Origin of the sequence: Pseudomonas sp. Pse35 (genome assembly GCF_024519715.1) — a bacterium.
Taxonomy (GTDB): domain Bacteria; phylum Pseudomonadota; class Gammaproteobacteria; order Pseudomonadales; family Pseudomonadaceae; genus Aquipseudomonas; species Aquipseudomonas paracarnis.
Map to the genome: position 1 here is coordinate 86,233 of NZ_JALJRP010000013.1, position 24,270 is coordinate 110,502.

Genomic DNA, 24,270 nt, shown 5'->3' on the forward strand with positions numbered 1-24,270 from the left:
TGGATGAGTGATGTCGGGTGCATTCAGAATCAGTTGTTAGCCCAGCCTTCGGCGTACAGCTGCTGGGCGAGCAGCCCCAGGCGCATGGTCAGGACCCGGTTTTCGCCGTCCTCGATCAATGACGACTGGGTGTCACGCAAGAGTTTTTCGATCGGGTATTCACGGGTGGTGCCATTGCCACCGAACAGGCGGAAAGCTTCCTGCACAACGGCCATCGCCTCTTCGGTCACCGTGACTTTGGCGGAGGCGGTGGCGTACGGATGGGTTTGCGGCGACAGGCGCGCGAAGCTCAGCGAACGTCGGGCGACCGCACGGGCCGTTTCGACCCGACGCAACATGTCACCCAGGCGCAGACGGGTCATCTGGTGGTCGATCAATGGGTGCCCGCCCTGGCGGCGCTCATGGCAGTACTGCAGGGCCATTTCGAAGGCGGCTCGTGCGACACCGGTAAACACCTGGCCCATGTGGGTGCCAGCGAACGACCAGGAAGAACTGACGGCGCCGTAGTAGTTGTCGCGCTCGGCGATAGCAAAGCGCCGAGGCACTCGTACGCTGTCGAAGTAGATTTCGCCTTGAGGCAAGGATCGCTGCCCGATTTTGTCCAGCGGCTTGCCTTTGGACACGCCCTTCAGATCAAGCGGAATAATCAGCGCAATCCCGTGCGGCCGGCCGTTCTCATCGTAAAAACCGTCACCGTAATCGGCGCAGATCAAGCCCAGTGCCACTTGGGCAATGACGCCGTTGGAGACCCACGCCGAGCTCTGGCCGTTGAGGATGACTTCATCGCCAACCACTTTGGCGGTCAGGTTGCCGATATTGCCGAGCTTGCCCGCTGGCCAGTCTCGCGCCATGTCGAAGATCTGGTTGTCGCTGCCACGGTCGGGTTGGGTGGCCATCCAGCAGCCGATCCGGCCCTGGCAGAGTTCGACCAGTTCGGCATTGCCGGCGGCAACGGCCATTTGCAGAGGGAAACCGGCGCAGCCCAAAGAGATCGCCAGCCCGGCGTCGCCCCAGCCGAGTTCTTCACCGATCAGCGATTCGATTCGCACCGCCATGTCCGGCGGCAACTGTGCCAACAGCGCCGGGTCGAGGCCGAGCTTGGCGAACTCGGCAAACAGCGAGTAGTAAGGCGAGCCAGGGGCAACCACCTCTTCGGCGGTCATGCGGTCCAGCTCGCGACCCAATGGTCGCAACACTTCTTTGGCGAAGCGGTGCACGGAGGCCTGAATCGCAGCCTCCTCTTCCGTCAGCGGGGTTTCGAAACCGGTGAGTCCAGCGGCTGGCAGGGTGAGTGTCGACTTGAGCGAGATCATCAAAGTACCTCCATCGAGAGTGGCAGCCGCTGCGCTTGCAGCGTGCTGCGTCTTGTTATTTGCCATCGACTCTAACAAGCAAAATTAATTAACGCAACATTCGTTATGTTTATTATTTTGCACCTATAGAAACTCATTCAGGCATGGAAATTCGGCCGGAAATCAGCAGTTCGTTTGAGAAAAAATCGCGCCGACGTGTCGGGAAACGAGCATGGCGTTCGACTCCCGACATACCGCCGGTATCAGTGCCGAGAAACGACGCCTCTACGGGAAAAGACGATCGGCGAGCCATCCCCGTTCAGCAGTGTCGCCGTGAGCGAAACCCCGTCGCCGCTGGGTTGTTCATGGAAACTTTGGCCACCGTCGTCGCTGCGCACGATCAAACCGTCCAGACCTACGGCGATGACTGTTTGCCCGGAAACATCGATGGCGGTGACCGAGCTCTTGCTTTGCAGCGACACGCGCTGCCAACGTGCGCCGTCGGCGGAGCCGTGCAGCAACGTGCCGCGTTGCCCGCCCACCAGCAGCGAGCCGTCGCCCAGCACCGCCCCCGTCCACAGCGTGCCGCTGTAACCGGTATCCACATAGCGCCAGTGCTTGCCCTGATCGTCTGAGCGCAATAACTGGCCGCGTTCGGCGGTGGCGTACAAGCACCCTTCCCCATCGGCAAACAGCCCCATTAGGTTTAGGTCGGCCCGCTTCGAACCCGGCGGAGCTTCGAGTCGCTGCTCGGTCCAGTGCTTGCCGCCGTCATCGGTGGTCAGCACCAGCGACCACAGCCCCACCGCCACCCCTTGCTGCGGATTGAAAAAGTGCACGGCAAACAGTGGCCGATCTTCTGCACTGGAAAGGCGCTGCACCTGCCAGGTATCGCCGCCGTCAGTAGTGGCCAGAATCGCCCCCCAGTGACCAACGGCCCAACCCTGACGGGCATCGACGAAGGACACCCCCGTCAGAGGGGTGGCCAACGGCACGGATGTCGCTTGATGGAAATGCCCACCGTGATCATCCGACAACAGCACCACGCCGTGATCGCCGACGGCAACGGTTCGCTCCCCGGCCCGGGCAACGCTCAACAGCGTCGCGGCATTGGCGCTGGCCGTTTGTGTAGCCGGTACAGCCGACAAGGACGAAGCCTGCAATAACGCCGGCAACATCAGAACCAGTAAAGGCATCAGGTTTCGCATGGCTGTCTCCTCAATGCACCAGTGAGCCGATCAGGCGCACTGGGCGCCGTCGCGGGAATGTCCGCTCCAGCCATACTGCGAAGGCTGGGAGAACGGTCATAGCCATGATCATGTTGACCAGAAACATGAAGGCCAACAGCTTGCCCATGTCTGCCTGAAACTTCAGGTCGGAAAACGCCCAGGTGGCGACGCCCGCCGCCAGGGTGATCGCAGTAAAAATCGTGGCGACGCCGACCTCCAGCAATGCATGCTCCACGGCTTTGGTGATCGGTTGCCCGAGCGCCTGATGCAGCTGCAAACGGTTATAGATGTAGAACGCGTAATCCACGCCGATGCCGACCGCCAGCACCATGACCGGTAAGGTGGCGATGGTCAGGCCGATCTGCAGCTCCTTCATGAACCAGTAGCCGATGAAGGTCCCCAGAGTCAGCGGCAGGCAGCAGACCAGCACTGCGCGCCAATCGCGGTAGACGACAAACACCAGCAGCGCGATAGCGCCGTAGACGTAAAGCATCATCGGCAACTCGCTGCGTTCCACTTCTTCGTTGATCGCCGCGATCACGCCGGCGTTACCGGACGCCAGACGTACACTCACCCCGGGCTGAGTGAACTGGCTGCGGAAAGCCTTGGCCGCGGTGATCACCCGGTGAATGGTGGTTGCCTTGTGATCGGCGAGAAACAAATGCACCGCGGTCATACTGCAATCAGGCCGCATCATGCCGGGCACGCGAGCCACCTCGGCGGCCATCGACGAGTAGTTGGTCGGGTCGATGGGCACCGCGTTCATTTTCGGGTTGCCCTCGTTATAGCCCTCGTTGAACTGGCGCAGGCTGTTGGAAAACGAGGTCACCGAGACCACACCAGGCACACCTTGCATGGCCCAGACAAAACGGTCCTGATATTGGCCGAGAGCGACGTTCTCGCAGTCGTTCGCACCGCCATCGACCTTGACCTCGAAGACCACACTGAGCCAGTCCAGACCAATGTCGTAATTGCTGGCGATCGACAGCGCATCCCGATTGAAGCGCGCATCCTCGCGCAGTTCCGGGGCTCCGGCCTGTAAAGAACCGACGACTCGATCATGGCTTTGCCACGCCGCCGTGACAAAGATCAGCACGGCCATACCCAGCACCCAGCGCACGTTGTGCCATTCGCTCAAACGGGCGAGACCGTGTAACCAACGGACACGGCGCTGGCGAGAAACTTCCTCGGCTGCGGCGTAACCGTCATGCACCCTGAGCATCGAGGCCAGCACGGGCAGCATCACCAGATTGGTGACGATCTTGAACGCCACCCCGAGTGAAGCGGTGATTGCCAGTTCCCGCACCATGGGTATCGGGATCAACAGCAACGTCACGAACGATACGAATGCGGTGACCAACGCCAGTGTGCCGGGAATCAGCAACCCACTGAAACTGGCACGCGCCGCGCCCTCCACCGACTTGCCGCAGGCGATCTCGCGAATGATGAAGTTGATCTGCTGCACGCCATGGGATACCCCTATGGCAAACACCAGAAACGGTACCAGCACCGCCAACGGATCGAGGCCATAGCCGAGCAGACGCAAAGCGCCGAACTGCCAGATCAGCGAAACCAGCGAGCAACCCATCGCCAGCAAGGTGAAACGCAGCGAATGGCAGTACCAGAACACCGCAGCCGCTGTCAGCAACAAGGCCAGCAGACAGAACTCGAAAACCGCCGAAGCGCCCACGGCAATGTCCCCGATCTGCTTGGCGAAGCCGATGATCTGGATCTCGAAATCCATGTCCTCGAACTGACCGCGAATCTGCTGCTCCAGGACCTGGTTGTAAGCCACATAGTCCAGGCGCAGGCCGTTAGTATCGAACTCGTTGAGGTCGACCGTGATCATCGCGCTGCTTTGGTCGCGAGCCACCAGCGTTCCGATAAAACCACCCTGCGCCGTCGAGTTGGCGATCATGGCTATGCTCGTATCATCGAGACTTTCCGGCGTTACCGTCCCTGGTACCAGCGGGTCGGCACGAAAGCCCTCTTCGGTGATTTCATTGACGAACGCGTTGGGCGTCCACAACGAACGCACGCTGCTGCGCGACACGTTGGGCAGAAAGATCAGCGCCTGGGTGACGTCATACAGACGCTTGAGCCCTGCCTGGCTCCAGATCGTCCCTTGGCGAGCCTTGACCACCACAGTCAACCGATTCGCGCCGAGCAAGTCATTGCGATAGGTCTCAAAGGTCTCGATGTATTCATGGCCGATGGGCAACTGCTTTTCAAACCCGGCTTCCATGCGCAACTGCACGGCAAACCAAGCCATGCCCAAGGTGAACAGCGCCAGGCTCGCCAACGTCAGCATGCGATGCGAGAACAGCCATTGTTCGATGCGCGGTAACACGCCGCGCGAAGTGCTTTGCTTAAGGTTCAGGGAACTGTTCACGGCGCGCCTCACAGGGTTCGGGAAACCACAAGGCCAACGTAATCGCGATCACGCAGCAGTTGATCGTAAGGGGTCTTGCCGCCCATGAACTTTGCGTAGTTGGCCGAGATTTGCCAGCTCGCCGGATTGCGCACGAAGTTGAGGTAGAGGTTCATGCTGCTGGCGTCTTCGGTGAAGGTGGCCGACAGGTTCGGGGTGCGTCCGTTGATCGAGCGCGAGTAGAACACTCCCGGCGTGACCTGCCAGCCAGGAACGAGCGTGTTGTCATAGGTCAGGCTCAAATCGAGGCTGATGCCAGAGGAGGTTTTGTTACCCTTGGCGCTCGGCGCGATGGCCGGGTCCAGTTGCCAGGTATTAAGGCCGGCGGCGATGGGTTCCCCGGCGTAGTCGTTATGCAGACCGGGGTATTTCACGACCACCAGTTCGCTCAACAAGGTACCGGTGCTGGCACCGGTGAATTCGAGCAAGGTCGGCGAGTTGGACGGCGTCATGCTGTAGATGCCGGTCAGGTGCCATTGCAGTTTCTTTGCGTCTTTCCAGCATTTGCCACCGTTGGCGGCGCAAGCGTCGATGACCGGGTTGAGCGGTACCGCATCCTTGGGACGATAGGACAACTCGGTGCCCAGTGCCCAGTCGCCGACCGGCATATTGGCGCTGATGCCGTACATCATGCGGTCTTCCGGATATTCCCAGGTCGGCGCCGCGGCGAAGGTTTGCGGATCCACCTGCACGCTCAGTGACGGCAGTTTGTCGTGATAACGCATCACGTACAGACCCAGGTTGAGATCGGTGTTGTCAGGCTGCCAGCGCAGTGACACGCCCCATTGGCCGCTGTTGCGCGCCTCTTTTTCATCGTACCCGTAGGTACCCCTGCCCTCACCCAGCGCGTGGGTGGTGGACCAATAGCTCCCTACCGGGGGCAATTCACTTTTGTTCCAATTGAACTGCCAATACGCCTCGATATTCACCCCGGCACCAAGCCCCGACGCCAGGCTCAACATCGGGGCCGGCAGCAAGGCTTCCTTGAGCTGGGTACCGGGACGCGACAATGCCATGACATCGTAAGCGTTGGTGTTGTTGATGCCGCCAGCAGCGAACAGACTCTCGCCCCAGTTGATCACCTGATTACCCAGGCGAGCGCGAACACGTTGGTCACCGACATCGAAACTCTTGCTCACCCACAGATCCAGCAGACGCGCCTTGAACTCCAGATCGTCTCGGGCGCCACTGGTGAGGCCGTCGCTACCGACACCTTCAGGCCGGTTAGCCGATAGCGCACCGCTGGTGTCGGTCGCGGCAAAGTCCCGAATCCAGCTACCGCGCGCCATGAACGTGTAGTCTTCGGGAAACTTCAGCACCAGTTCATGGATGCCTTTTATGTAGTTGGTGAACAGGTCGCCCCGGTCGTAGTTCAAGTCGCCCTGGTCACCAACACCTGCGCTGGGCGCCAGACAGCCGCTGGGTGGATTGTGCCCGCCGGGGCCGCTGGTGATAAGGTTGCAGCCGCGCGATTCGGTGCGCAGTCCCATGCCCACGGCGATGGTGGAGTCGAAAGAGCCGCGAATGTTTTCGGTTTCAAAGGTGAACGCCATGGCAAATGGGGTTGCACACGCGATGACAAGACCTGAGGTTCTACTGATTATTTTTTTCATGTCTGTTCCCGAAAGCCGCTATCAGCGTTCGCTGTTGGCGCGCAGGTTGTCGGAGGTGTAGAAGTCGCGTTTCAGGCGCGGATTGCTCGCCCCGTCGGTCAGCCAGCGATGGTCGTTCTTGCCGGTGCCAATGGAGGTCATGTCGTACAGGTAGCGACCATCAACCAGGTTGTATTGCGCCTGGGCTTCCATGTCGCAGGTGCCGGTCTCGTACACCGGGATCGTGTAACCCTCGCGGACCTTCCAGATTTGCCCCTGCTTGTCGTAGTCCACCGCCATCAGCGCGTTCCAGCTGTCTTCGTCGATGTAGAACAGACGCTTCGGTGCCTGATGGCGCATGCCTTGGCGGACGGTCGCTTCGACCACCCACACGCGGTGCAGCTCATAGCGACGCGATTCGGGAGCGATGAAGTCGCGCTTGGCCACCTCCTCGATCTTCGCCGAGTTGTCGTAGGCCCCGAACGAGTTGTAGGGCACAAGCATTTCCTGCTTGCCCAGCAGCTTCCAGTCGAAGCGGTCCATGGGGCCGAAGAACACGTTGGATTCATCGATGGTGTATTGATTGTCCAGGCCGATTTGCGGTGCGTCGTAGGAATACGCCGGCATGCGCCGCACGCGGCGCTGGCCCGGGAAGTAATAGAACGTGGTGGCTTGCTCGCCGGCCTTGGTGGTGACCACCCCGGCTTGTCCGGCAAGCGCGGCGGGGTCGGTGTAGCTGAAGTAGGTGGCGACTTCCAGGCGATCGAATGACGAGAACAGCGCGCTGCCCTTCACGCCCCATGGTGTGTACATGAACCAGTCGGTGGAGGTGCGCAGCCAGTCTTCACTGCCCTTGCGTGGCGAAATTCCGGAAACGGTTTTCGACATATCGAAGCCAACGCCGCGATAGCGCATTTTCATGTTCCACATCACTTCGGCACCCGAGGCTGGAAATGGAAACGGAATGCCTGGAACATAGGCTTCCTGCAACGCCAGGCCGTCGCCGTCGAGCTTGGCGAAACCGACGTTCTTCTTCGTGTTCTGCGCGACGAAATCCGGCACGCCACAGCTGCGTCGTGTCGGGTACACGTCCATCCGGTAGCCGGGAATCTTCTTGAACATTTCTACCTGGCCCGGTGAAAGCTTGCTGGCGTATTTATCGACGTTGCCCGAGTCGATGCTGAACAGCGGCTTGTCATCCTTGAACGTCCATTGCTTGCCGCGCACTTGGCCATGGGTCCAACTGCCACCTTGAGGACCGGGTGCTGTCCACGCGGGAATCACCCCGTCGGCACTGGCCGCCGCCTCGCCTCCCAGCGGAGTCAGTTTGGTGCCGAGTAATGCTGGATCCTTATCTGCTGCCTGTGCCGTACAGAAAAACGCCGAGGCAGCGACGGCCGCGACCAGATGCTGGATTACGACGCCAATAGAAAAATTGTTATGGGGGCGCTCAATCACTGTGTTCATGGGAGGGATCCTCGTGGGCCTTGATCAGCAACGGGGTGGTCTTTACGGTGGCAACCCGTTGCCTGCGCTAACCTAATCAACTGACTTGATCAAATGACCAAGTCGAGTAATCAAAGCAAGCCCGGTGCCAAGATCCACAGAGCGGGAATTAGTCGTTTCTTATCAATCGATTGCGCGATCGCGGGGTCTACAGCGCGATAAAACTGCCGGAGGATGTTTCCGTTTGTTTCGCCGAAACGCACCGATTCGGGAAATAACGAAACAGTTGTTACCATTATTGGTGCAGCCGTTTCATGTCCCCTTTCCATTCATGACGCCTGGCGATTTGTTGCTGTAGGATCCGCAAGCGTCGACATCGCCCTTGTCGTTATAGGGCGCCAGGAATAAAGGAGATTGCTGAACCATGGCCAGAATGGGCGCTGAATTACGCCGGCAGGATTTCGTCGAGGCAACGATCAGAGTGATCGCCGAGCATGGCGTAGCCAATGCCACGACCCGCCGTATTGCGGCGCAAGCCGGCTGTCCGTTAGCTTCGTTGCATTACGTGTTCCATACCAAGAACGACCTGTTTTATGCGGTCTACGAATCGCTGTTCAGCCTGCCACCGCAAGCGCTGGAACAGGTACCGGCCGGGGCCACTGCTGCGGCGACGGCAGCCGAAGTTCTGCGGCAATTGATCACTTGGTTCATCGATCATCCGGATGCGGCCAGGGCGCAGACCGAGTTGTTCTTCTGGGCAATGCGCAATGACCCGCAAATGGCCAGCAAGATTTACTCGGTGGCCATTGAAGCCACCGAGCAGGCGCTGCAGCGAGCCATGGGAACTGAGTTGAGCGAAGCGTTTTTAAAGGCGTCCAGCCGCTTGCTGATTCAACTGGTAGACGGGCTGACCATTGCCTGGTCGGCCCACGGTGATCTGGATCGATTGCGAGCCGAAACCGAGACTGCTTGCACTGCGCTGGCCTTGTTGGTGGCCAGTCACTGAGTCGATCCTTGCCCAGGCGCCGCATGGGGATCAGATCGCGCAGGCTTCTTACAATTCATGACATTCGAACGGTGCGCAACGCCGATCCCGTGATGAACAAAAACTGTCTCAGATGAAGTCATTTGCTCTATTTCGGTGGTTTTCGTTGCAGTAATGAGCTTTTCCTGCACAATTCGGCGGATTGAAATTCGATTCGAGACCGACTGATGACCCTGACTCCTCAAGACGAACGACTTATCAAGGCGCTGGCCTTGGCCATCGTGGATCGCCCTCGGGCGACACTCAAGGAACTGGCTGAAGCGGCTGGCGTCAGCAAGGCTACGCTGCATCGCTTTTGCGGCACCCGTGACAACCTGGTGCAGATGATGGAAAGCCACGGTGAGACGGTGCTGAACCAGATCACCACCACCACCGACCTGTTGCACGGCGAGCCGGTACAGGCGTTGCGCAGTTTGATCAACGAGCATCTCGCGCATCGGGAAATGCTGGTTTTCCTGCTCTTTCAGTACCGCCCCGACACGTTTGCGGTCAATGGTGAGGGCGACCGCTGGCAGACTTATGCTGACGCTCTGGATGCTTTTTTTCTGCGTGGCCAGCAACTGGGCGCGTTTCGTATCGATGTCACCGCCGCGGTTTTCACGGAGCTGTTCCTGACCATGATTTTCGGCATGGTTGATGCCGAGCGCCGTGGGCGCGCGGCCAGTGCCAACTCGGCCAATGTGCTGGAACAGATGTTCCTGCATGGCGCGGCCGGCGCAGCGAGTGCGTTGTAAGCCTTACTCGGTTTTCCTGGAAAAAAAAGCCCCGAGACCTTTCGGTCTACGGGGCAAAGGCGGTTGGATGCGCCAACCAAAGGAGCTCTTGTCAGGCGTTATCTAACGGTTATCGGCGTGGACCAACCTCCGCCCAGCGAACGGAACAGATCGACCAGAGCAATCTGGCGTTGCGTGCTGACCTCGATAAACGTTGTTTCATTGACGAAACTGGTGCGCTGCGCATCGAGATAACGCAGGTGGCTGTCGATACCGCCTTCATATCGGGCCTTGGCCAGACTCAGGGTTTCAGTGCTGGTATTGGCCAGTGCGCGGCGCGCGGCCTCCTCCCGGCGCAAGGTGTCGGTGGCAGCCAATGCATCGGCGACCTCGCGGAACGCCGTCTGAATCGTGCCTTCGTAGGCCGCCACAGCTGAATCCTTGCGGGCTTCGGCCAGACTCAGCCCGGCACTGTTGCGACCAGCATCGAACAACGGCAGCGAAAGGTTCGGTACGAAACTCCAGGAGCGCGAACCGCCGTCGAACAGACCGGACATCTGCGCGCTGGAAGTACCAAAGCTGCCGGTCAGGCTGATACGCGGAAAGAACGCCGCCCGTGCCGCGCCGATATCGGCATTGCGCGCTTGCAGTCGATGCTCGGCCGCAAGAATGTCCGGCCGGCGCTCGATCAGCGTCGATGTGGTGTCCGCAGCGATGTCTTGCACCAGCATCGGCTGCGTCGTCAGCCGCTCGGGAATCACCTTGCCCGCGTCCTTTGTGCCCAGCAGCAAAACCAGCGCGTTGAACGCCTGCTGCTTCTCGCGCAGATTGCGTTCCTGTTCGGCCCGCGCCTGTTCCACCAGCCCCAGAGCTTCCTGATAATCCAGCGCTGTCGCCGTGCCGCTGGAGCGGCGCTGACTGATCAGCGCGAACGAGTATTCGCGGCTGCTCAGGGTTTGTTGGGTCAACTCCAGCCGACGCTGGGCGCCGTCGTGAACCAGATAGGCCTGGCTGACTTCAGCGATCAGCGCGATCTGCGCGGCGCGGGCTGCTTCTTCGGTGGCCAGGTATTCCTGCAGCGCAGAGTCACTGAGGCTCTTTACCCGGCCAAACAGATCCAGCTCGTATTCGGGCAGCGACAGACCGACCTGATACTGGCTGGCCACCCCTGCCCGGCCGTCACTGGCCAGGTCCGACGGCAAGCGCTGGCGGTTGCCGGACGCGCTTGCATTCAGCCCCGGAACCCGATCGGCCCGCTGAATGCGGTACTGCGCCCGGGCCTGCTCGATGTCCAAAAGGGTCTGGCGCAACGAGCGATTGTTATCCAGCGCAACACCCACCAGACGGCGCAGGTCGGGATCGACGATGAACGACTGCCACGCCAACTGGTTGATCGGAGCGCCCTGTTTCAACGACTCGCCCGCCCAGTTGTCCGCAATCGGTGCGACGGGCCGCTCATAGGTCGGCGCCAACGAGCAACCGGCCAACAACATGGCGATCACCAGCGTAGAAAATCCTGAAATACGCATGCGTCACTCCTGAGCCAAAGCGGGTTGTTCAATGGGAGCCGGTTTACTGCGCAACATCGATAGCACCCACACAAAACAGATCGGTACAAACAACACACCCAGCAGTGTCGCGCTGAGCATGCCGCCGATCACCCCGGTACCGATTGCCCGCTGACTTGCAGCCCCTGCCCCGGTCGCCAGTGCTAGCGGCACCACACCGAGAATGAAGGCCATGGAGGTCATCACGATTGGCCGGAAGCGCAGCCGTGCAGCCTCGATCGCGGCGTCGCGCAGGCTGTAACCTTTTTCCCAGAGTTCCTTGGCGAACTCGACGATCAGAATCGCGTTCTTCGCCGCCAGACCTATGATGGTGATCAAACCGACCTTGAAGTACACATCGTTAGGCATGCCAGCGACCATCACCGCGAGTACCGCACCGATGGCGCCGATCGGCACAATCAGCATCACGGTCAACGGAATCGCCCAGCTCTCGTACAGCGCCACCAGCAGCAGGAACACCACCAGAATGGCCAGCGCAAACAGTTGCGTGGCCTGACCACTGGAGACCTTCTCCTGGTAGGACAAACCGGTCCACTCGTAGCTGAAACCGGCCGGCAACTGCGCGGCGATACGCTCCATTTCTGCCATGGCTTCACCGGTGCTGTAGCCCGGCCCGGCATCACCGACGATGCGCACCGACGGATAACCGTTGTAGCGCACTACCTGCACCGGACCTTCCTCCCAATGCGTGGTGACGAAAGCGCTGAGCGGCACCAGATCGCCCGCGCTGTTGTGTACGTACAGTTTGAGCACGCTTTCCGGAGTCATCCGGTCGCCCTGCTCGGCCTGCACCACCACGCGCTGCTGGCGGCCGGCATTGGTGAAGTCGTTGATCACCTCCGAACCGAAAGCGGCAGACAACGCACTGCTGATCGATTCAAAACTCACCCCCAGGGTGCGCGCCTTGTCACGGTCGATCACTACGCGCAATTGCGGCGACTCCGCCAGACCTTCCATCATCGCGTAGAGAATTTTCGGGTTGCCGTTGGCCTGACCAAGCACCTGATCACGAGCAGCGAGCAACGCTTCCCGACCCAGGCCGGCACGATCCTGCAGGCGTAGGGCGAAACCACCGGAGTTGCCCAGACCGTCAATCGGCGGCGGTGGCACGGCCATCACCGCACCGTCGTTGGCCACGGCAAATTGCTCGTTCAGCGCATTGACTTCTGCCATGGCCGATTGATCTTCGCCACGCTCCGACCAGTCCTTGAACACCGGGAATGCCAGCGCTGCGTTATCGCCCATCCCAGAGAAGCTGAAGCCGGACACCAGGAACGTCGACTGAACCGCGTCACGGGTAGCCAGGTAACGCTCCAGTTGTTCGCCAGTCGATTCGGTACGGGTACGGGTCGCGCCCGGCGGCAGCTGGACGTCGACGATCATGTAGCCCTGGTCCTCCACCGGCACAAACGATTCCGGCAGGCGCAGGTAGAAGTAACCGAGCATGGCGATAATGCCCAGGTACACCAACATCATCCGGCCGGAACGCGCCACCAGCCCGTTGTTCAGGACTGAATAGCGATCGGTGAGCTTGGCAAAGCCACGGTTGAAGGCGCCGAAGAAGCCGCGCTTTTCATGGTGCCCTTGTGGAATCGGCTTGAGCAGCGTGGCGCATAGCGCCGGGGTGAACGTCAGCGCGAGGAACCCGGAGAACAGAATCGACACCGCCAGCGATACCGAGAATTGCTGGTAGATCACACCGACCGAGCCGGACATGAATGCCAGCGGCATGAACACCGCCGACAGCACCAGGGTGATACCGATGATCGCGCCCGATACCTGCCCCATCGCTTTCACCGTGGCGTCGACCGGCGACAAGCCCTCCTCGGCCATGATCCGTTCGACGTTCTCCACCACGACAATGGCGTCGTCCACCAGAATGCCGATGGCGAGCACCATGCCGAACATGGTCATCATGTTCACCGAGAAGCCCAGCACGTACATCATCAGCAGCGTGCCCAGCAGACACACCGGTACCACGATCGACGGAATCAAGGTGTAGCGGATGTTCTGGAGGAACAGGAACATCACTAGGAATACCAGGACCATCGCTTCGATCAGGGTATGAATTACCTTCTCGATCGCGACATCAACGAAACGCGAGGTGTCGTAAGGAACGGAATATTCCACGTCATCCGGGAAGTAGGCCGACAGTTCGGCCAGGCGCTGCTTGACCGCAGTTGCGGTCTGGATCGCGTTGGCGCCCGGCGACAACTGGATCGCCGCTGCCACGGCGGGTCTGCCATTCAGGCGCGAGTTGAAGTTGTAACTTTCCTGACCGATTTCCACGCGGGCCACGTCGCCCAGTTTGACCGTCGAACCGTCCTCGTTGGCACGCAGGACAATACGAGAGAATTCTTCCGGATTATCCAGCGTACCTTTCACCGCCAGGGTGGCGGTCAGTTCCTGCTGGCTGCTGGTCGGCGTACTGCCGAAGCTGCCAGCCGGCACTTGCACGTTCTGGCCACGGATGGCCGCGCTGACGTCGTCGATGGATAGCCCGTAGCCCACCAGTTTCTGCGGGTCGAGCCAGACGCGCATCGCCGCTTCAGAGGAGAAGAACTGCAGCTTGCCGACGCCCGGAACCCGGCGTAGCTCGTTGTTGATATTGCGCGCGGCGTAGTCGCCCAATGCGGTGGTGTCACTGTGCTGGGTGCCTTCCTTATAGTTCAGCGCATAGATCAGCAGGAAACCGGCACTGGTTTGCTCCACCTCCAGACCTTGGGTCAGCACGGCTTGCGGCATCCGCGCTTCGGCTTTTTTCAAGCGGTTTTGCACATCAACCTGAGCGAGCTGCGGATCTGTGCCCGGCTGGAACGTCACTGCAATTTCGGCGATACCGTTGGAGTTGTTGGTCGACTCGAAATACAGCAGGTTCTTCGCACCGTTGAGCGACTCTTCGATCACGCTGGTGACCGAGTCCACCAGCACCTTCGCGGAGGCGCCGGGATAGGTCGCCGTCACCTTGATCTGCGGCGGCGCGACGTTGGGGTACTGCGCTACCGGCAGCATCGGAATGACCAGCAGACCGGCCAGAGAAATGAACAGCGCTACCACCCAGGCGAAGTTCGGGCGTTTGATAAAAAACAGAGACATCGGAATATCCTCGCGGCGACGGCGCCCTTACTGGTGCGACTCAGGCGACTGAGCCTGGGCTTGGGGCTGGGCTTGGGGCTGGGCTTGGGGCTGGGCGGGTACGACCTTGGCACCTGGTTGCAGGCCGCTCAGTCCGCTGACAATCACCTGATCGCCAGCCTTCAGGCCTTCACTGATCTGCCAGCGCGAACCCTGCATGGAACCGGTCGCCACATTGCGCGCTTCGGCGCGGCCGTCGGCGCCGACGACCATGACCTGCGCGCCGCCATCGCTGCCGCGCTGCACCGAGCGCTGGGGCACGAGAATGGCCTGTTTGTCGGTGCCTTGAGGCGTGCGCACGCGCACGAACATGCCCGGCAGCAACACGCCGTCGCTGTTGGCGAACTTGCCGCGTAATGACACCTGCCCGGTGCCGCGATCAACGGCGATATCGGTAAACATCAGTGCGCCCTGACGCTCAAAAGCGGTGCCGTCGACACGAATCGACAACGTCTTACTGTCATCAGCGGAGAGTTTTCCGCCATTGAGCGATTCGCGCAGGCGCAGCGCGTCGGCGGCCGACTGAGTGAAATCGACATAGACCGGATCAAGCTGTTGAATCCGCGCCATCAACGTCGCGTCCCCCTGACCGACCAACGCACCTTCGGTTACCAGTGCACGGCCGACACGCCCGGAAATCGGTGCAGTCACCGAAGCATAACCAAGGTTCAAGCGCGCGCTTTGCAGATCGGCCTGAGCCGAGCGCGTGGCCGCCTGGGCGCTGCGCAGGTCGGCCATGGCACTGTCGAAGTCTTGCTGGCTGACCGCCTCGACCTTCACCAACGGTTCATAGCGCTTGACCCGCGCCTGTGCCTCAAGTGCGACGGCCTGGGTGCGGGCCAATTCACCCTCTGCTCGCGACAAGGCCGCCTTTAGCGGCGCCGGGTCGATCTGGAACAGCAGGTCCCCGGCTTTGACATCCGCGCCCTCTTCAAAACGCTTTTGCATCACGATGCCTGGCACGCGCGCGCGCACCTCGGCGACTCGCATGGGCTCTACCCTGCCCGGCAAATCCGAAGTCAGAGCCAGAGGCTCCGTCTTTACTGCCAGCACCTCTACAGCACGCGCCACTTCGGCCACATCCGTTTGTTCATTCGACGGCCCACACCCGGCCAGCGCAATGGCCGCTGCCAGCGAGCCTGCCATCCCTATCGCACGCAAATTTCCCATCTCTCACCCAAGGCTTGATTGAACTTGGTGCGGATGCTACTTTGCAAACTCTAATGAGTCAACATTGTCTCATATGAGAATATTGTGATCCCTGTATAAACATCGCTAAAGGCGTGGTGATGACACCCAATTCCCATGATGAACAAATGCTCAAGTCGCTGACTATGGCGGTTGTCAATCGCCCCCGGGCGACAATGAAAGAGCTGGCGCAACTGGCGGGCATGAGTAAAGCGACCCTGCACCGCTACTGTGGGACACGGGAAAATCTAGGGCAGAGACTGGAGGAGTACGCCGAAAGTACGCTCAATCTGATTATCCGCAGCGCCGGTTTGCAGCACCTGCAGCCCTTGGACGCGCTGCGTCGATTGATCCGCGAGCACTTGGCTCATCGCGAATTGCTTGCCTTTCTTATGGCGCAATACCGCCCAGACTTCCTCGACTTCGAACGGGGTGACACACGCTGGCAGTTTTACCTGGCGGCGCTAGACGAGTTCTTCCTCAGAGGTCAGCAAAGAGGACTGTTTCGCATCGACATTACCGCAGCGATTTTTACCGAGCTGTTCATCACCCTGGTCTACGGCTTGGTGGATGCCGAACAGCGCGGGCGTGCAGCCAACGCCGAGTCGGCCCGAACGCTGGAGCAAATGTTCCTGCACGGAGCACTTTCTAGTGGCGAGTTCCGCGAGCACGCCTCTGTGCAGGAGCACGCTTCAGTCCTCAGAAATGCGTGAAGGCATCGCTGATGCTGGCAACCGGCGGGTGATTGGCATGATGAACAACATTGTGGTCAGCGGGCCGTGGCTGAACATACAGCGCACCCGAAATCAGCGCGACCACCAGCAAAGCGAACAGAAACCGACGCATCGTATACCTCCATCGTCCAGCCTTGGGCCGAACGCAGGTCTTTTGTTATTGGTCGTTCGAGTGTGGTCTCGGGACAAGGGTGAAAGCTTTGCATATCGCGCCAGAGATTTTGCATATCGTGCCAATACTTCTCAGGCCAAAGGCAGTATTTCATTCGAGAGGCTCAGATGATGTCCACAGTGCGTGGTGTTGCTTTGCTTGGTTTCAAGGCGTTTGCTACCAGTCAGGGGATTGATCCGGTTTCGGCGCTGGCGGAGGTAGACCTGCCCGAAGATCCGCTGAACGCTCAAATATCCGGCGCTCAATTCAATGCGTTGGTCCAGTTATGTGCGTTACGGTCGAGCAATCCCTTGTTCGGCTTACAGTTAGGCTTGCACCAAGGCACGCAAAGTCTAGGCACTCTGCTGTACGCCATGCGTAACGCGGCCAATGTGGGCGAATCGCTGAATCTGCTGACACGCTATTTCCATATACACAGTGACGGCGCACTAGTGCGCCTTGAACGCCGAGGCGGCAGTGCCCTTCTTGTGTACGAAGTCATTGACGGTACGTTGGCCTCAGTACATCAGACAGTGGAACTGGCGATGGGAGTTGCCGCATGCTTGCTCCGCGAACTGCTAGGGTACGCCTGGAAACCGAGAGCTCTGATGTTGCGCCACAGCGCTCCGGCCAGCCGCATTGCCTATCGCACGCTGCTGGGTGTCCCTCCGTGCTTTGACAGCACCGTCAATGCCTGGGTTTTCGATGAGTCATTACTGGCGAGACCTCTCGGAGCTACAGACGTCAGGTGTCAACTATTAGCCCAGCAACAGATCGACGAGTTAGCGCGCGTAACACTGCAAGAATTACCGTCTTATGTGCAAAAAAGGCTACGCAATGAGCTTGCCAATGGTCCGGTCACGCTTCGCGACATGGCCAAGTACATGATGATCAGCCCGCGCACCTTGCAACGCTATCTTCGGGCACAAAACACGCGATTTCAGGAGCTGCTGGACGAAACGCGCCAGACGATGGCCGCACGCTACCTCTGCGACTCATCGATCAGCCTGACACAGCTGGCAGGTATGTTGGGTTATGCCGACCTGAGCACCTTTTCCCGGGCTTTCACGCGCTGGAATGGCGTCAGCCCGCAGAAGTGGAAGCAGCGCATGCAACAAACTCTTGGGTAAAAAATGGCGGCCAATCCATTTATTCGTGCAATCAGTCTGACAGGGTTCGATCAATTTGCCCGGCGTCAGGGTCTGGACCCAAGCCGTATACTGCTACAGGCCCGTGTGCCTGCGATGTCGCTGCAGCGCCCGGAAGATATCCTCTCCTTCCAACAATATTGCAGCTTGTTGCAAATGTGCCGGCAGCGTTCGAATAACGCATTGTTCGGTCTGGAATTCGGGCTCCACCAAGGTGTCGACGTCTTCGGTGATATGTTTTTCCTGATCCACAACGCTCGAACCATCGGCGATGCATTGCTCGAACTGCGCGCGAATTTCGGGCTGTACAACGGCGCGGCACAGGTTGATTTGGAGGTTGTCGAAGGCGTCGCGTTGCTGAGTTATCGAACCGATGAGATGTCGATTGTCGGATTGCCTCAAGCAGAAGAACTGGCGTGTGGTGTCGGTTTAAAACTGATGCTCGCGTTGGCGGGGGATCAATGGCAACCTGAGGCGGTAATGCTTCGTCATCCGCCCCTTGCCGATGAGTGGGGCTATCGCCAGGCACTGGGTATTACACCAACGTTCTCAGCAGCACGTACTGGTCTGCTATTTGACGCATGCGTGCTGGCGCAACCACTGGATCGCTCCAGCGAAGCACTACATCAGATTCTTGCTACACATCTATCAGGTATAGAGCGCTTGTCGACAGACGTGATGCCTGGCTACGTCAGGCAATTGCTGCGTAACTTGTTGCCCAGCGGACGTGCAACGATCGACAAGGTGGCCGATTGCATGGCAGTCACCCCAAGAACCTTGCAGCGCCACTTGGCTCAAGAAAATACGTCTTTTCAGCAGTTGCTGGATGAGACTCGCCAACAACTGGCACGCAATTACCTGCTGGTTCCGACAGTCAGTCTTACACACGTGGCGCATCTGCTGGGTTACGCCGATGTCAGCACTTTTTCGCGGGCGTTTCATCGCTGGTTTGGTATGTCTGCGCTTGAGTGGTGCAGCCAGTCGGGGGTGAGCAGGCAGCCTTTATTGATTACGAGCCGGATGAAAGATCAGCTTTGAGCGGAGCGACCCAGCCCCTGCGTTTGCGGGGAAGACAAACCACGTCCAATGGCTCGTCTTGCGGCCCGCGCGCAGCTCGTCCATGACCCGACTGAACACCCGGCGCTGCGCCTCGACGAAACGGGACAGATTGAACGAATCCTGCATTATTCGCTCCTCCTACGATGAGCGCGTCGGTAATCTCAGTTCAGCGCACAGTCCGCCGCCTTCGCGGTTTCTCAAGGTCAGGGTGCCGCCGAGGGCTTGTGCCAGTTGCTGGGCGATAGCCAGGCCCAGGCCCGTGCCGCCGGTGCTGCGGTTGCGCGAATTTTCCACGCGGTAAAATGGCTCAATCACACGGGCCAGCTCCTCTTCGGCAATGCCGGGACCACGATCCATCACGGTCACCGAGAGGCTGTCGCCCTCCTTCGGCTCCACCCGCAGTTGCGCTGCACCGGCGAATTTGAGCGCGTTATCCGTGAGGTTTACTAGCACTCGGCGCAGCGCGTGGGGCCGCGTGTGAATCACTGCGTTGCTTTTGCCGCTGAGCTGCACGTCCTTGCCCATGTCCTGGTAGTCGAACACGAGGCTGTCGAGGAATGAATCAAGATCGGTACGGCGGCTTTCCTCGGTGGCGCCATGCACGCTGCGGGCATAGGCAACGCCTTCACGCACCAGATGTTCCATCTCGCCGAGGTCATTCCACAATTTGTCTTTGTCACCGCAGTCGTCCATCAACTCGGCACGCAGCTTCATGCGCGTGATCGGGGTTTGCAGGTCGTGGGAAATCGCCGCCAGCAGTTGCATGCGTTCTTTCAGATAGGCCGCAATGCGCGCCTGCATGGCATTAAAGGCGATGGCAGCGTGTGCGACTTCGGTCGGGCCTTGTTCATCCAGATGCACCGGGTGAGTGTTGGGATCAAGGTTTTCCACGGCCTGGGCCAGTCGGGTCAGCGGGCGTATGGCAATACGCACAGCCAGCCACGTGCATAGAATCATCAAGGCCAACTGGCCCAGCAAAACCACCGGCAGCCACGGCGACAACGGCACCATCGAGGGGCGCACGTCGATGGTCACCGGGCTGCCGTCGGCCAGTTTCAGATGGACCTGGAAATGTTTGATAGGCCCGGGAATGTCTGTCACGGTCATCGGGTAATCCTTGCCGATGGCCTCCTTGATCGAGGTCACTGCAATCGGCGTGTCACGCAGAGCGACGCCTGGCGAGCCTTCGCCGAGCAAATAGCGGTAATTGCGTCGATCCAGTTGTTTCAACCAACTCATGCGTTCCTCGGCGGGCAAGCGGTCAAGGATGGCAATGGACGTCGATACATCGGTTTCCAGGTTACCGAGCATGGTGTTTTTCGCGGTTTCGTAACGCTCGTAATACTGCACGCCGAAGGACAAGGCCTGCGCCAGGGTCAGCCCGACCAGAAAGATCAGCGACAGCCGCGAGATGAGGGTACGAGGCCAATGCAGCGAAGGCTTCATGCCGGTGCTCCAAGCACTTCCACTGGCAGCGAGAAGACATACCCTTCGCTGCGCACGGTTTTGATGTAAGCCGGCTCGCGGGCATCGTCAAGCAGGCGTTGGCGCAGGCGGCTGACCAGCAGATCAATGGAACGGTCGAACAGGTCGGCGTCACGGCCCTGGGTCAGGTTGAGCAACTGGTCGCGATTGAGTACCCGTTGCGGATGGTCGAGGAACACCCGCAGCAGGCGATATTCAGCGCCGCTGAGGGCGACCATGGTGCCGTCTTCATCAAGCAGATGGCGGGCGGAGGTGTCCAGGCGCCAGCGCCCGAACCCCAGCAACCTTCCGGTTTCGGTAACGACCAGGTTGGGCGGCAGCATGCGCGTACGGCGCAGCACAGCGTTGATGCGCGCCAGCAATTCACGGGCGGCGAACGGCTTGACCAGGTAATCGTCGGCGCCCATTTCCAAGCCGATGATGCGATCGGTTTCGTCGTTGCGGGCGGTCAGCATCAGCACCGGCGTGGCCTTGTGTTTGCCGGCGCGAATGTCGCGGCAGAGCACCAGGCCATCGTCGCCGGGCATCATGATGTCCAGCACGATCAGGTCTACCGGCGTGGCCTCGAGAAACGAGCGCATCTGGCGGCCATCGGCAACCACGGTGGTCCGCAGGCCGTTCTTCTTCAGGTAGTTGCCTACCATCTCTCGAATCTCACGGTCATCGTCCACGATGAGGATGTGATCAACGTGTTCCATGGGCCAAGCCTCTGTCATTGGAAATTGCGGCTCAGTCTATAGAGGCTGAGCCCGTTCGCCCGCGGCGGTTTGTATTGCAGTGTATCTGCTGTGGCGAAGGATACATGCAGAGGCAAAAACAACAATTTCCTAGGTTTTGTATGGCTGTGTATCGGGACGGGGTCCTGATACGAACCGATTTATCCGCGCCTGTTTTTGACACAGACGAGATACCTCGCGGGCTTCTAATGAGCCACATCGAGGCCAACCCTAGCGCCTCGGCTCAACCGAACGACCCAACCCATGAAGCCTTGAGGAAACGACCATGAACACCAATACCCTCTATGCCACTTGCCTGTTTGCCGCCCTGAATATCTGCACCTTCTCGGCCCGCGCCGAAGCCGACGTCACGCCGCAGACCTACACCTACGGCACGCACCTGGACATCCAGAAAGTGGTGGCATTGACACAGGATGCCGGGGCTGCCTGCGGCATTGTCGATGCCCAGCTGACCTACCTGAATTCGCAGGGCAAGACCGAGATCTTGAACTACCGCAAATTTGCCGAATGCCACAGCGATAACTGAGCCCTGCCCACATTTCATCAGGAGACCCTTATGTTCCTCATCGCATTACTGGGCGGCTTATTGACCGTCCTCAGCCCTTGTATCCTGCCGGTCGTGCCATTTCTGTTCGCCGGTATCGACCGCACACGCTCCTCGATCCTGCTTACCCTTGGTGGCATGGTTCTGACCTTCGCGCTGATTTCCAGCCTGGCCGTGGTCAGCAGTGAATGGGTGATTCAGGCCAACAACGCCGGGCGTCATGTGGCACTTGTGGTGATGGCGCTGTTTGCCTTGTCGCTGATCTCGGCACGAATCAGTGGCTGGCTGGCCAGCCCGTTCGTGTTACTGGGCAATCGCCTCGACCCCCAGACGCGCAAAATGTCCGGGCCGCTGGGTTCACTGATGATCGGCGTCGCCACCGGCCTGCTCTGGGCGCCGTGCGCCGGGCCGATCCTCGGGGTGATCCTTACCGGCGCCATGCTGCAAGGCGCCAATGCGCAAACCAGCCTGCTGCTGGTGGCCTACGGCCTGGGCAGTGCACTGTCGTTGGGTACGCTGATTTTCGCCGGACGCGGTTTAGTCAATCGCCTGAAGGCCTCGATTCCGGTCACTGGTTGGCTGCGGCGCGTCACCGGTTTTGCGGTCCTGGCCGCAGCGCTGATGATTTCTACCGGTGCCGACAAGACGCTGTTGGCCGGGGCGTCGTCCGAAGGCGTCAGCGTGCTGGAAAAAGGCGTGCTGCAAAGCGTCCCCAAAGTCGTCGAATACCTGGTAAGCAAGGCCAAGGCCGAACCCACCCTCGACAACGCCCAAGGCCCGATGCCGTCGCTGTCCGGCGCGGTGGAATGGCTCAATTCGCCCGCGCTGACCAGTGAATCGCTCAGAGGCAAAGTAGTGCTCGTCGATTTCTGGACTTACGACTGCATCAATTGCCAGCACACCCTGCCGTACGTGAGGGACTGGGCGCAGAAGTACGAGAAGGATGACTTGGTGGTAATCGGCGTCCACACCCCGGAATACGGTTTTGAACGCATCATCAGCAATGTCAGGGATGAGGTGAAAAAGCTCGGCATCACTTACCCGGTAGCCATCGATAACAACTACGCGATCTGGCGCAACTTCGATAACCAGTACTGGCCCGCGCACTACCTGATCGACGCCAAAGGGCAAGTGCGTTTCACCCACTTCGGAGAAGGTCGCTACGAGACGCAGGAAAAGATGATTCAGCAACTGCTGCAGGAGGCGAAAGCTCCAGCCGCGTAACCCTTGAAAACCCATGGCCCACAGGCAACGTGCTGTGGGCCATTAGCTTTTTCTCCTGCGGCCTGGGTTGCGCGACCACCCTCTCCCGCCAACCCCAGGCTAATCTGACACGATGCTTTTGGCCTCAAGAAATGCTTCCAGCCCAAAGACTCCAAACTCCCGGCCGACACCGGACTGCTTTACCCCGCCGAACGGCGCCAGCAGCTCTGGCGAAATTCTGTTGATCAACACCGAGCCGGCCTGCAACTGGGTCGCCAGGCGTTGGGCACGCTCCGGTTGCCGGGAAAATACATAAGCCTGCAAACCGTAGAGACTGGCATTGGCAATAGCGATCGCCTGTTCTTGCGAGTCATACGCAATGATCGATAGCACCGGGCCGAAAATCTCCTCTTGCGCGATGTCCATGTCATTGCTGACGTCGGCAAAGACCGTAGGCCTGACGAAATAGCCCTTGTCCAAGCCGGTCGGTCTGCCCTCCCCGCCGATAATCAACGTCGCGCCTTGCGCCTGCCCGCGGCGGATGAAAGCTTGTACGCGGTCGAATTGGGCGCGATTGACCAGCGGCCCGAGAGCAGTGGCCGGATCCTGCGGATCGCCGACGACCATCGCTTCAACCAGGCTTTTCACGCGCTCGATAATGTCCTCGGCGTGCGAGCGTGGCACCAGCAGACGTGTGCCAGCGACACATGCCTGACCGTTGTTCATGAACGCAGCATTCAGAGCCAGGGGAATGGCGATGTCGAGATCGGCGTCATCCAGGATGATAGAGGCCGACTTCCCCGTGAGCGACAGGCTCACTCGCTTCATGGTCTCGATTCCGGCACGTGCAATGAGCTTTCCGGTGGCGGTGGACCCGGTGAATGAAATTTTCGCGATGAGTGGGCTGGCGCTGATTTCGTCACCCACATCACTGCCGCGTCCCAACAGAATATTGAAAACCCCGTTGGGCAACTCTGCGCGATGCAGCGCTTGGGCGAGAACGGTGGTTTGCAAGGGGCTCAACTCGCTCGGTTTGATGACCGAGGCACAACCCGCCGCGATGGCCGATGCCAGTTTGCTGCATATCGTCCCGGCGGTGCTGTTCCAGGGGGCAAACAGCGCCGCGACTCCGACCGGCTCCATCACCACGGTAGCGTCACCGACCGAACGACTCAGGTCGAAGTGTTTCAACACCTGCGCCGCATTGGTAAATGACTGTGAAGCGTAGCGACTGACCCATTGCGCACGGGCAAACGGCGCACCGTACTCTTCGATGGCGGTATCGCGAATTTCATTCGTGCTCGCCAGCACGGCAGCCTGCAACTGCTCGAGCATGTCGATACGCTCGGCCTTGGAGGTGCGGCCCATCGCGACTTGAGCATGCGAAGCCGCCGCGACCGCGCGCCTGGCATCTTCACGATCAGCCAGAGTGAGCGTACCGATGACCGCCTCGGTAGCCGGATTGATGCATTGCACCGTTTCATTGCCATGAACGGGAACGAATGCTCCGTCAATGTAACTGTGGTTGATCTTCCACATCGTGGCGTACCTGATTGATTGCGGTTGCCCG

At 59.7% G+C, this 24,270-nt stretch carries 20 protein-coding genes; 7 read left to right on the forward strand and 13 right to left on the reverse strand.

Annotated features, from left to right (window positions below; genetic code table 11):
- Positions 1–29: 29 nt before the first annotated feature.
- The 5 genes from OC445_RS13680 to OC445_RS13700 all read right to left on the reverse strand — a co-directional run bounded on the left by OC445_RS13680 (position 30) and on the right by OC445_RS13700 (position 8,011).
- Entirely contained in the window at positions 30–1,313 is a 1,284-nt protein-coding gene (locus tag OC445_RS13680; protein WP_054896435.1) for an acyl-CoA dehydrogenase family protein, read from the reverse strand.
- A 242-nt stretch (positions 1,314–1,555) separates the two neighbouring features.
- Positions 1,556–2,500 (reverse strand): WD40/YVTN/BNR-like repeat-containing protein, encoded by a 945-nt coding sequence (locus OC445_RS13685; RefSeq protein ID WP_262020187.1) that lies wholly within the window; start codon positions 2,498–2,500, stop codon positions 1,556–1,558.
- Positions 2,501–2,510: 10 nt separating this feature from the next.
- Positions 2,511–4,832, reverse strand: a complete 2,322-nt coding sequence (locus OC445_RS13690) for an efflux RND transporter permease subunit (protein ID WP_410055955.1) — start codon at positions 4,830–4,832, stop codon at positions 2,511–2,513.
- Positions 4,833–4,921: 89 nt separating this feature from the next.
- Positions 4,922–6,565 (reverse strand): DUF1302 domain-containing protein, encoded by a 1,644-nt coding sequence (locus tag OC445_RS13695; protein WP_054896432.1) that lies wholly within the window; start codon positions 6,563–6,565, stop codon positions 4,922–4,924.
- A 21-nt stretch (positions 6,566–6,586) separates the two neighbouring features.
- On the reverse strand, positions 6,587–8,011 hold the full coding sequence (locus OC445_RS13700) for a DUF1329 domain-containing protein (protein WP_198791275.1): 1,425 nt from the start codon (positions 8,009–8,011) through the stop codon (positions 6,587–6,589).
- A 403-nt stretch (positions 8,012–8,414) separates the two neighbouring features.
- Here OC445_RS13700 and OC445_RS13705 point away from each other — a divergent pair, with 403 nt between their 5' ends.
- Both OC445_RS13705 and OC445_RS13710 read left to right on the forward strand, forming a co-directional pair.
- A complete protein-coding gene (locus OC445_RS13705; protein WP_169918920.1) occupies positions 8,415–8,996 on the forward strand; it encodes a TetR/AcrR family transcriptional regulator in 582 nt (193 codons plus the stop codon).
- Between the two features lie 206 nt (positions 8,997–9,202).
- Entirely contained in the window at positions 9,203–9,769 is a 567-nt protein-coding gene (locus OC445_RS13710) for a TetR/AcrR family transcriptional regulator (RefSeq protein WP_044273809.1), read from the forward strand.
- Positions 9,770–9,867: 98 nt separating this feature from the next.
- Here the strand turns inward: OC445_RS13710 and OC445_RS13715 are convergent, their stop codons facing one another.
- Genes OC445_RS13715 through OC445_RS13725 form a run of 3 tightly spaced genes read right to left on the reverse strand, consistent with a single transcriptional unit; the run spans position 9,868 to position 15,621 of the window.
- Complete coding sequence (locus tag OC445_RS13715) at positions 9,868–11,277, reverse strand: efflux transporter outer membrane subunit (protein ID WP_089041687.1); 1,410 nt, start codon at positions 11,275–11,277, stop codon at positions 9,868–9,870.
- Between the two features lie 3 nt (positions 11,278–11,280).
- Positions 11,281–14,412 (reverse strand): efflux RND transporter permease subunit, encoded by a 3,132-nt coding sequence (locus OC445_RS13720; RefSeq protein ID WP_054918955.1) that lies wholly within the window; start codon positions 14,410–14,412, stop codon positions 11,281–11,283.
- Between the two features lie 27 nt (positions 14,413–14,439).
- On the reverse strand, positions 14,440–15,621 hold the full coding sequence (locus tag OC445_RS13725) for a MexC family multidrug efflux RND transporter periplasmic adaptor subunit (protein ID WP_262020189.1): 1,182 nt from the start codon (positions 15,619–15,621) through the stop codon (positions 14,440–14,442).
- A gap of 119 nt (positions 15,622–15,740) precedes the next feature.
- On the opposite strand from OC445_RS13725, the gene OC445_RS13730 reads away from it, so the two are divergent.
- The gene (locus OC445_RS13730; protein WP_054898511.1) at positions 15,741–16,352 is read left to right on the forward strand and encodes a TetR/AcrR family transcriptional regulator; all 612 of its coding nucleotides are present in this window, start codon (positions 15,741–15,743) and stop codon (positions 16,350–16,352) included.
- Here the strand turns inward: OC445_RS13730 and OC445_RS13735 are convergent.
- Positions 16,339–16,485, reverse strand: a complete 147-nt coding sequence (locus OC445_RS13735) for a hypothetical protein (RefSeq protein ID WP_169918921.1) — start codon at positions 16,483–16,485, stop codon at positions 16,339–16,341. The genes OC445_RS13730 and OC445_RS13735 overlap by 14 nt on opposite strands.
- 170 nt (positions 16,486–16,655) lie before the next feature.
- Between OC445_RS13735 and OC445_RS13740 the strand changes: the two genes are divergently transcribed.
- Complete coding sequence (locus OC445_RS13740) at positions 16,656–17,654, forward strand: AraC family transcriptional regulator (protein WP_232241639.1); 999 nt, start codon at positions 16,656–16,658, stop codon at positions 17,652–17,654.
- A gap of 3 nt (positions 17,655–17,657) precedes the next feature.
- A complete protein-coding gene (locus tag OC445_RS13745; RefSeq protein ID WP_198791761.1) occupies positions 17,658–18,710 on the forward strand; it encodes an AraC family transcriptional regulator in 1,053 nt (350 codons plus the stop codon).
- On the opposite strand, the gene OC445_RS13750 is transcribed toward OC445_RS13745, so the two are convergent.
- The 3 genes from OC445_RS13750 to OC445_RS13760 are packed head-to-tail and all read right to left on the reverse strand — an operon-like array spanning position 18,675 to position 20,914.
- Positions 18,675–18,857 carry a DUF1810 family protein gene (locus OC445_RS13750; protein ID WP_374225741.1) on the reverse strand — a complete coding sequence of 61 codons (183 nt, stop codon included), beginning with the start codon at positions 18,855–18,857 and terminating at the stop codon, positions 18,675–18,677. The two genes, OC445_RS13745 and OC445_RS13750, sit on opposite strands and share 36 nt — an antisense overlap.
- Before the next feature lie 12 nt (positions 18,858–18,869).
- Positions 18,870–20,177, reverse strand: coding sequence for a sensor histidine kinase (locus OC445_RS13755; RefSeq protein WP_054918947.1), 1,308 nt, complete (start codon positions 20,175–20,177; stop codon positions 18,870–18,872).
- A complete protein-coding gene (locus OC445_RS13760; protein ID WP_054918946.1) occupies positions 20,174–20,914 on the reverse strand; it encodes a response regulator in 741 nt (246 codons plus the stop codon). The genes OC445_RS13755 and OC445_RS13760 overlap by 4 nt, the downstream gene beginning before the upstream one ends.
- Positions 20,915–21,218: 304 nt before the next feature.
- Here OC445_RS13760 and OC445_RS13765 point away from each other — a divergent pair, with 304 nt between their 5' ends.
- A complete protein-coding gene (locus OC445_RS13765) occupies positions 21,219–21,479 on the forward strand; it encodes a DUF2790 domain-containing protein (protein ID WP_014718446.1) in 261 nt (86 codons plus the stop codon).
- Positions 21,480–21,509: 30 nt separating this feature from the next.
- The gene (locus OC445_RS13770; protein ID WP_089041684.1) at positions 21,510–22,721 is read left to right on the forward strand and encodes a cytochrome c biogenesis protein DipZ; all 1,212 of its coding nucleotides are present in this window, start codon (positions 21,510–21,512) and stop codon (positions 22,719–22,721) included.
- A 99-nt stretch (positions 22,722–22,820) separates the two neighbouring features.
- Here the strand turns inward: OC445_RS13770 and OC445_RS13775 are convergent, their stop codons facing one another.
- Entirely contained in the window at positions 22,821–24,239 is a 1,419-nt protein-coding gene (locus OC445_RS13775) for an aldehyde dehydrogenase family protein (protein ID WP_089041683.1), read from the reverse strand.
- Between the last annotated feature and the right edge of the window lie 31 nt (positions 24,240–24,270).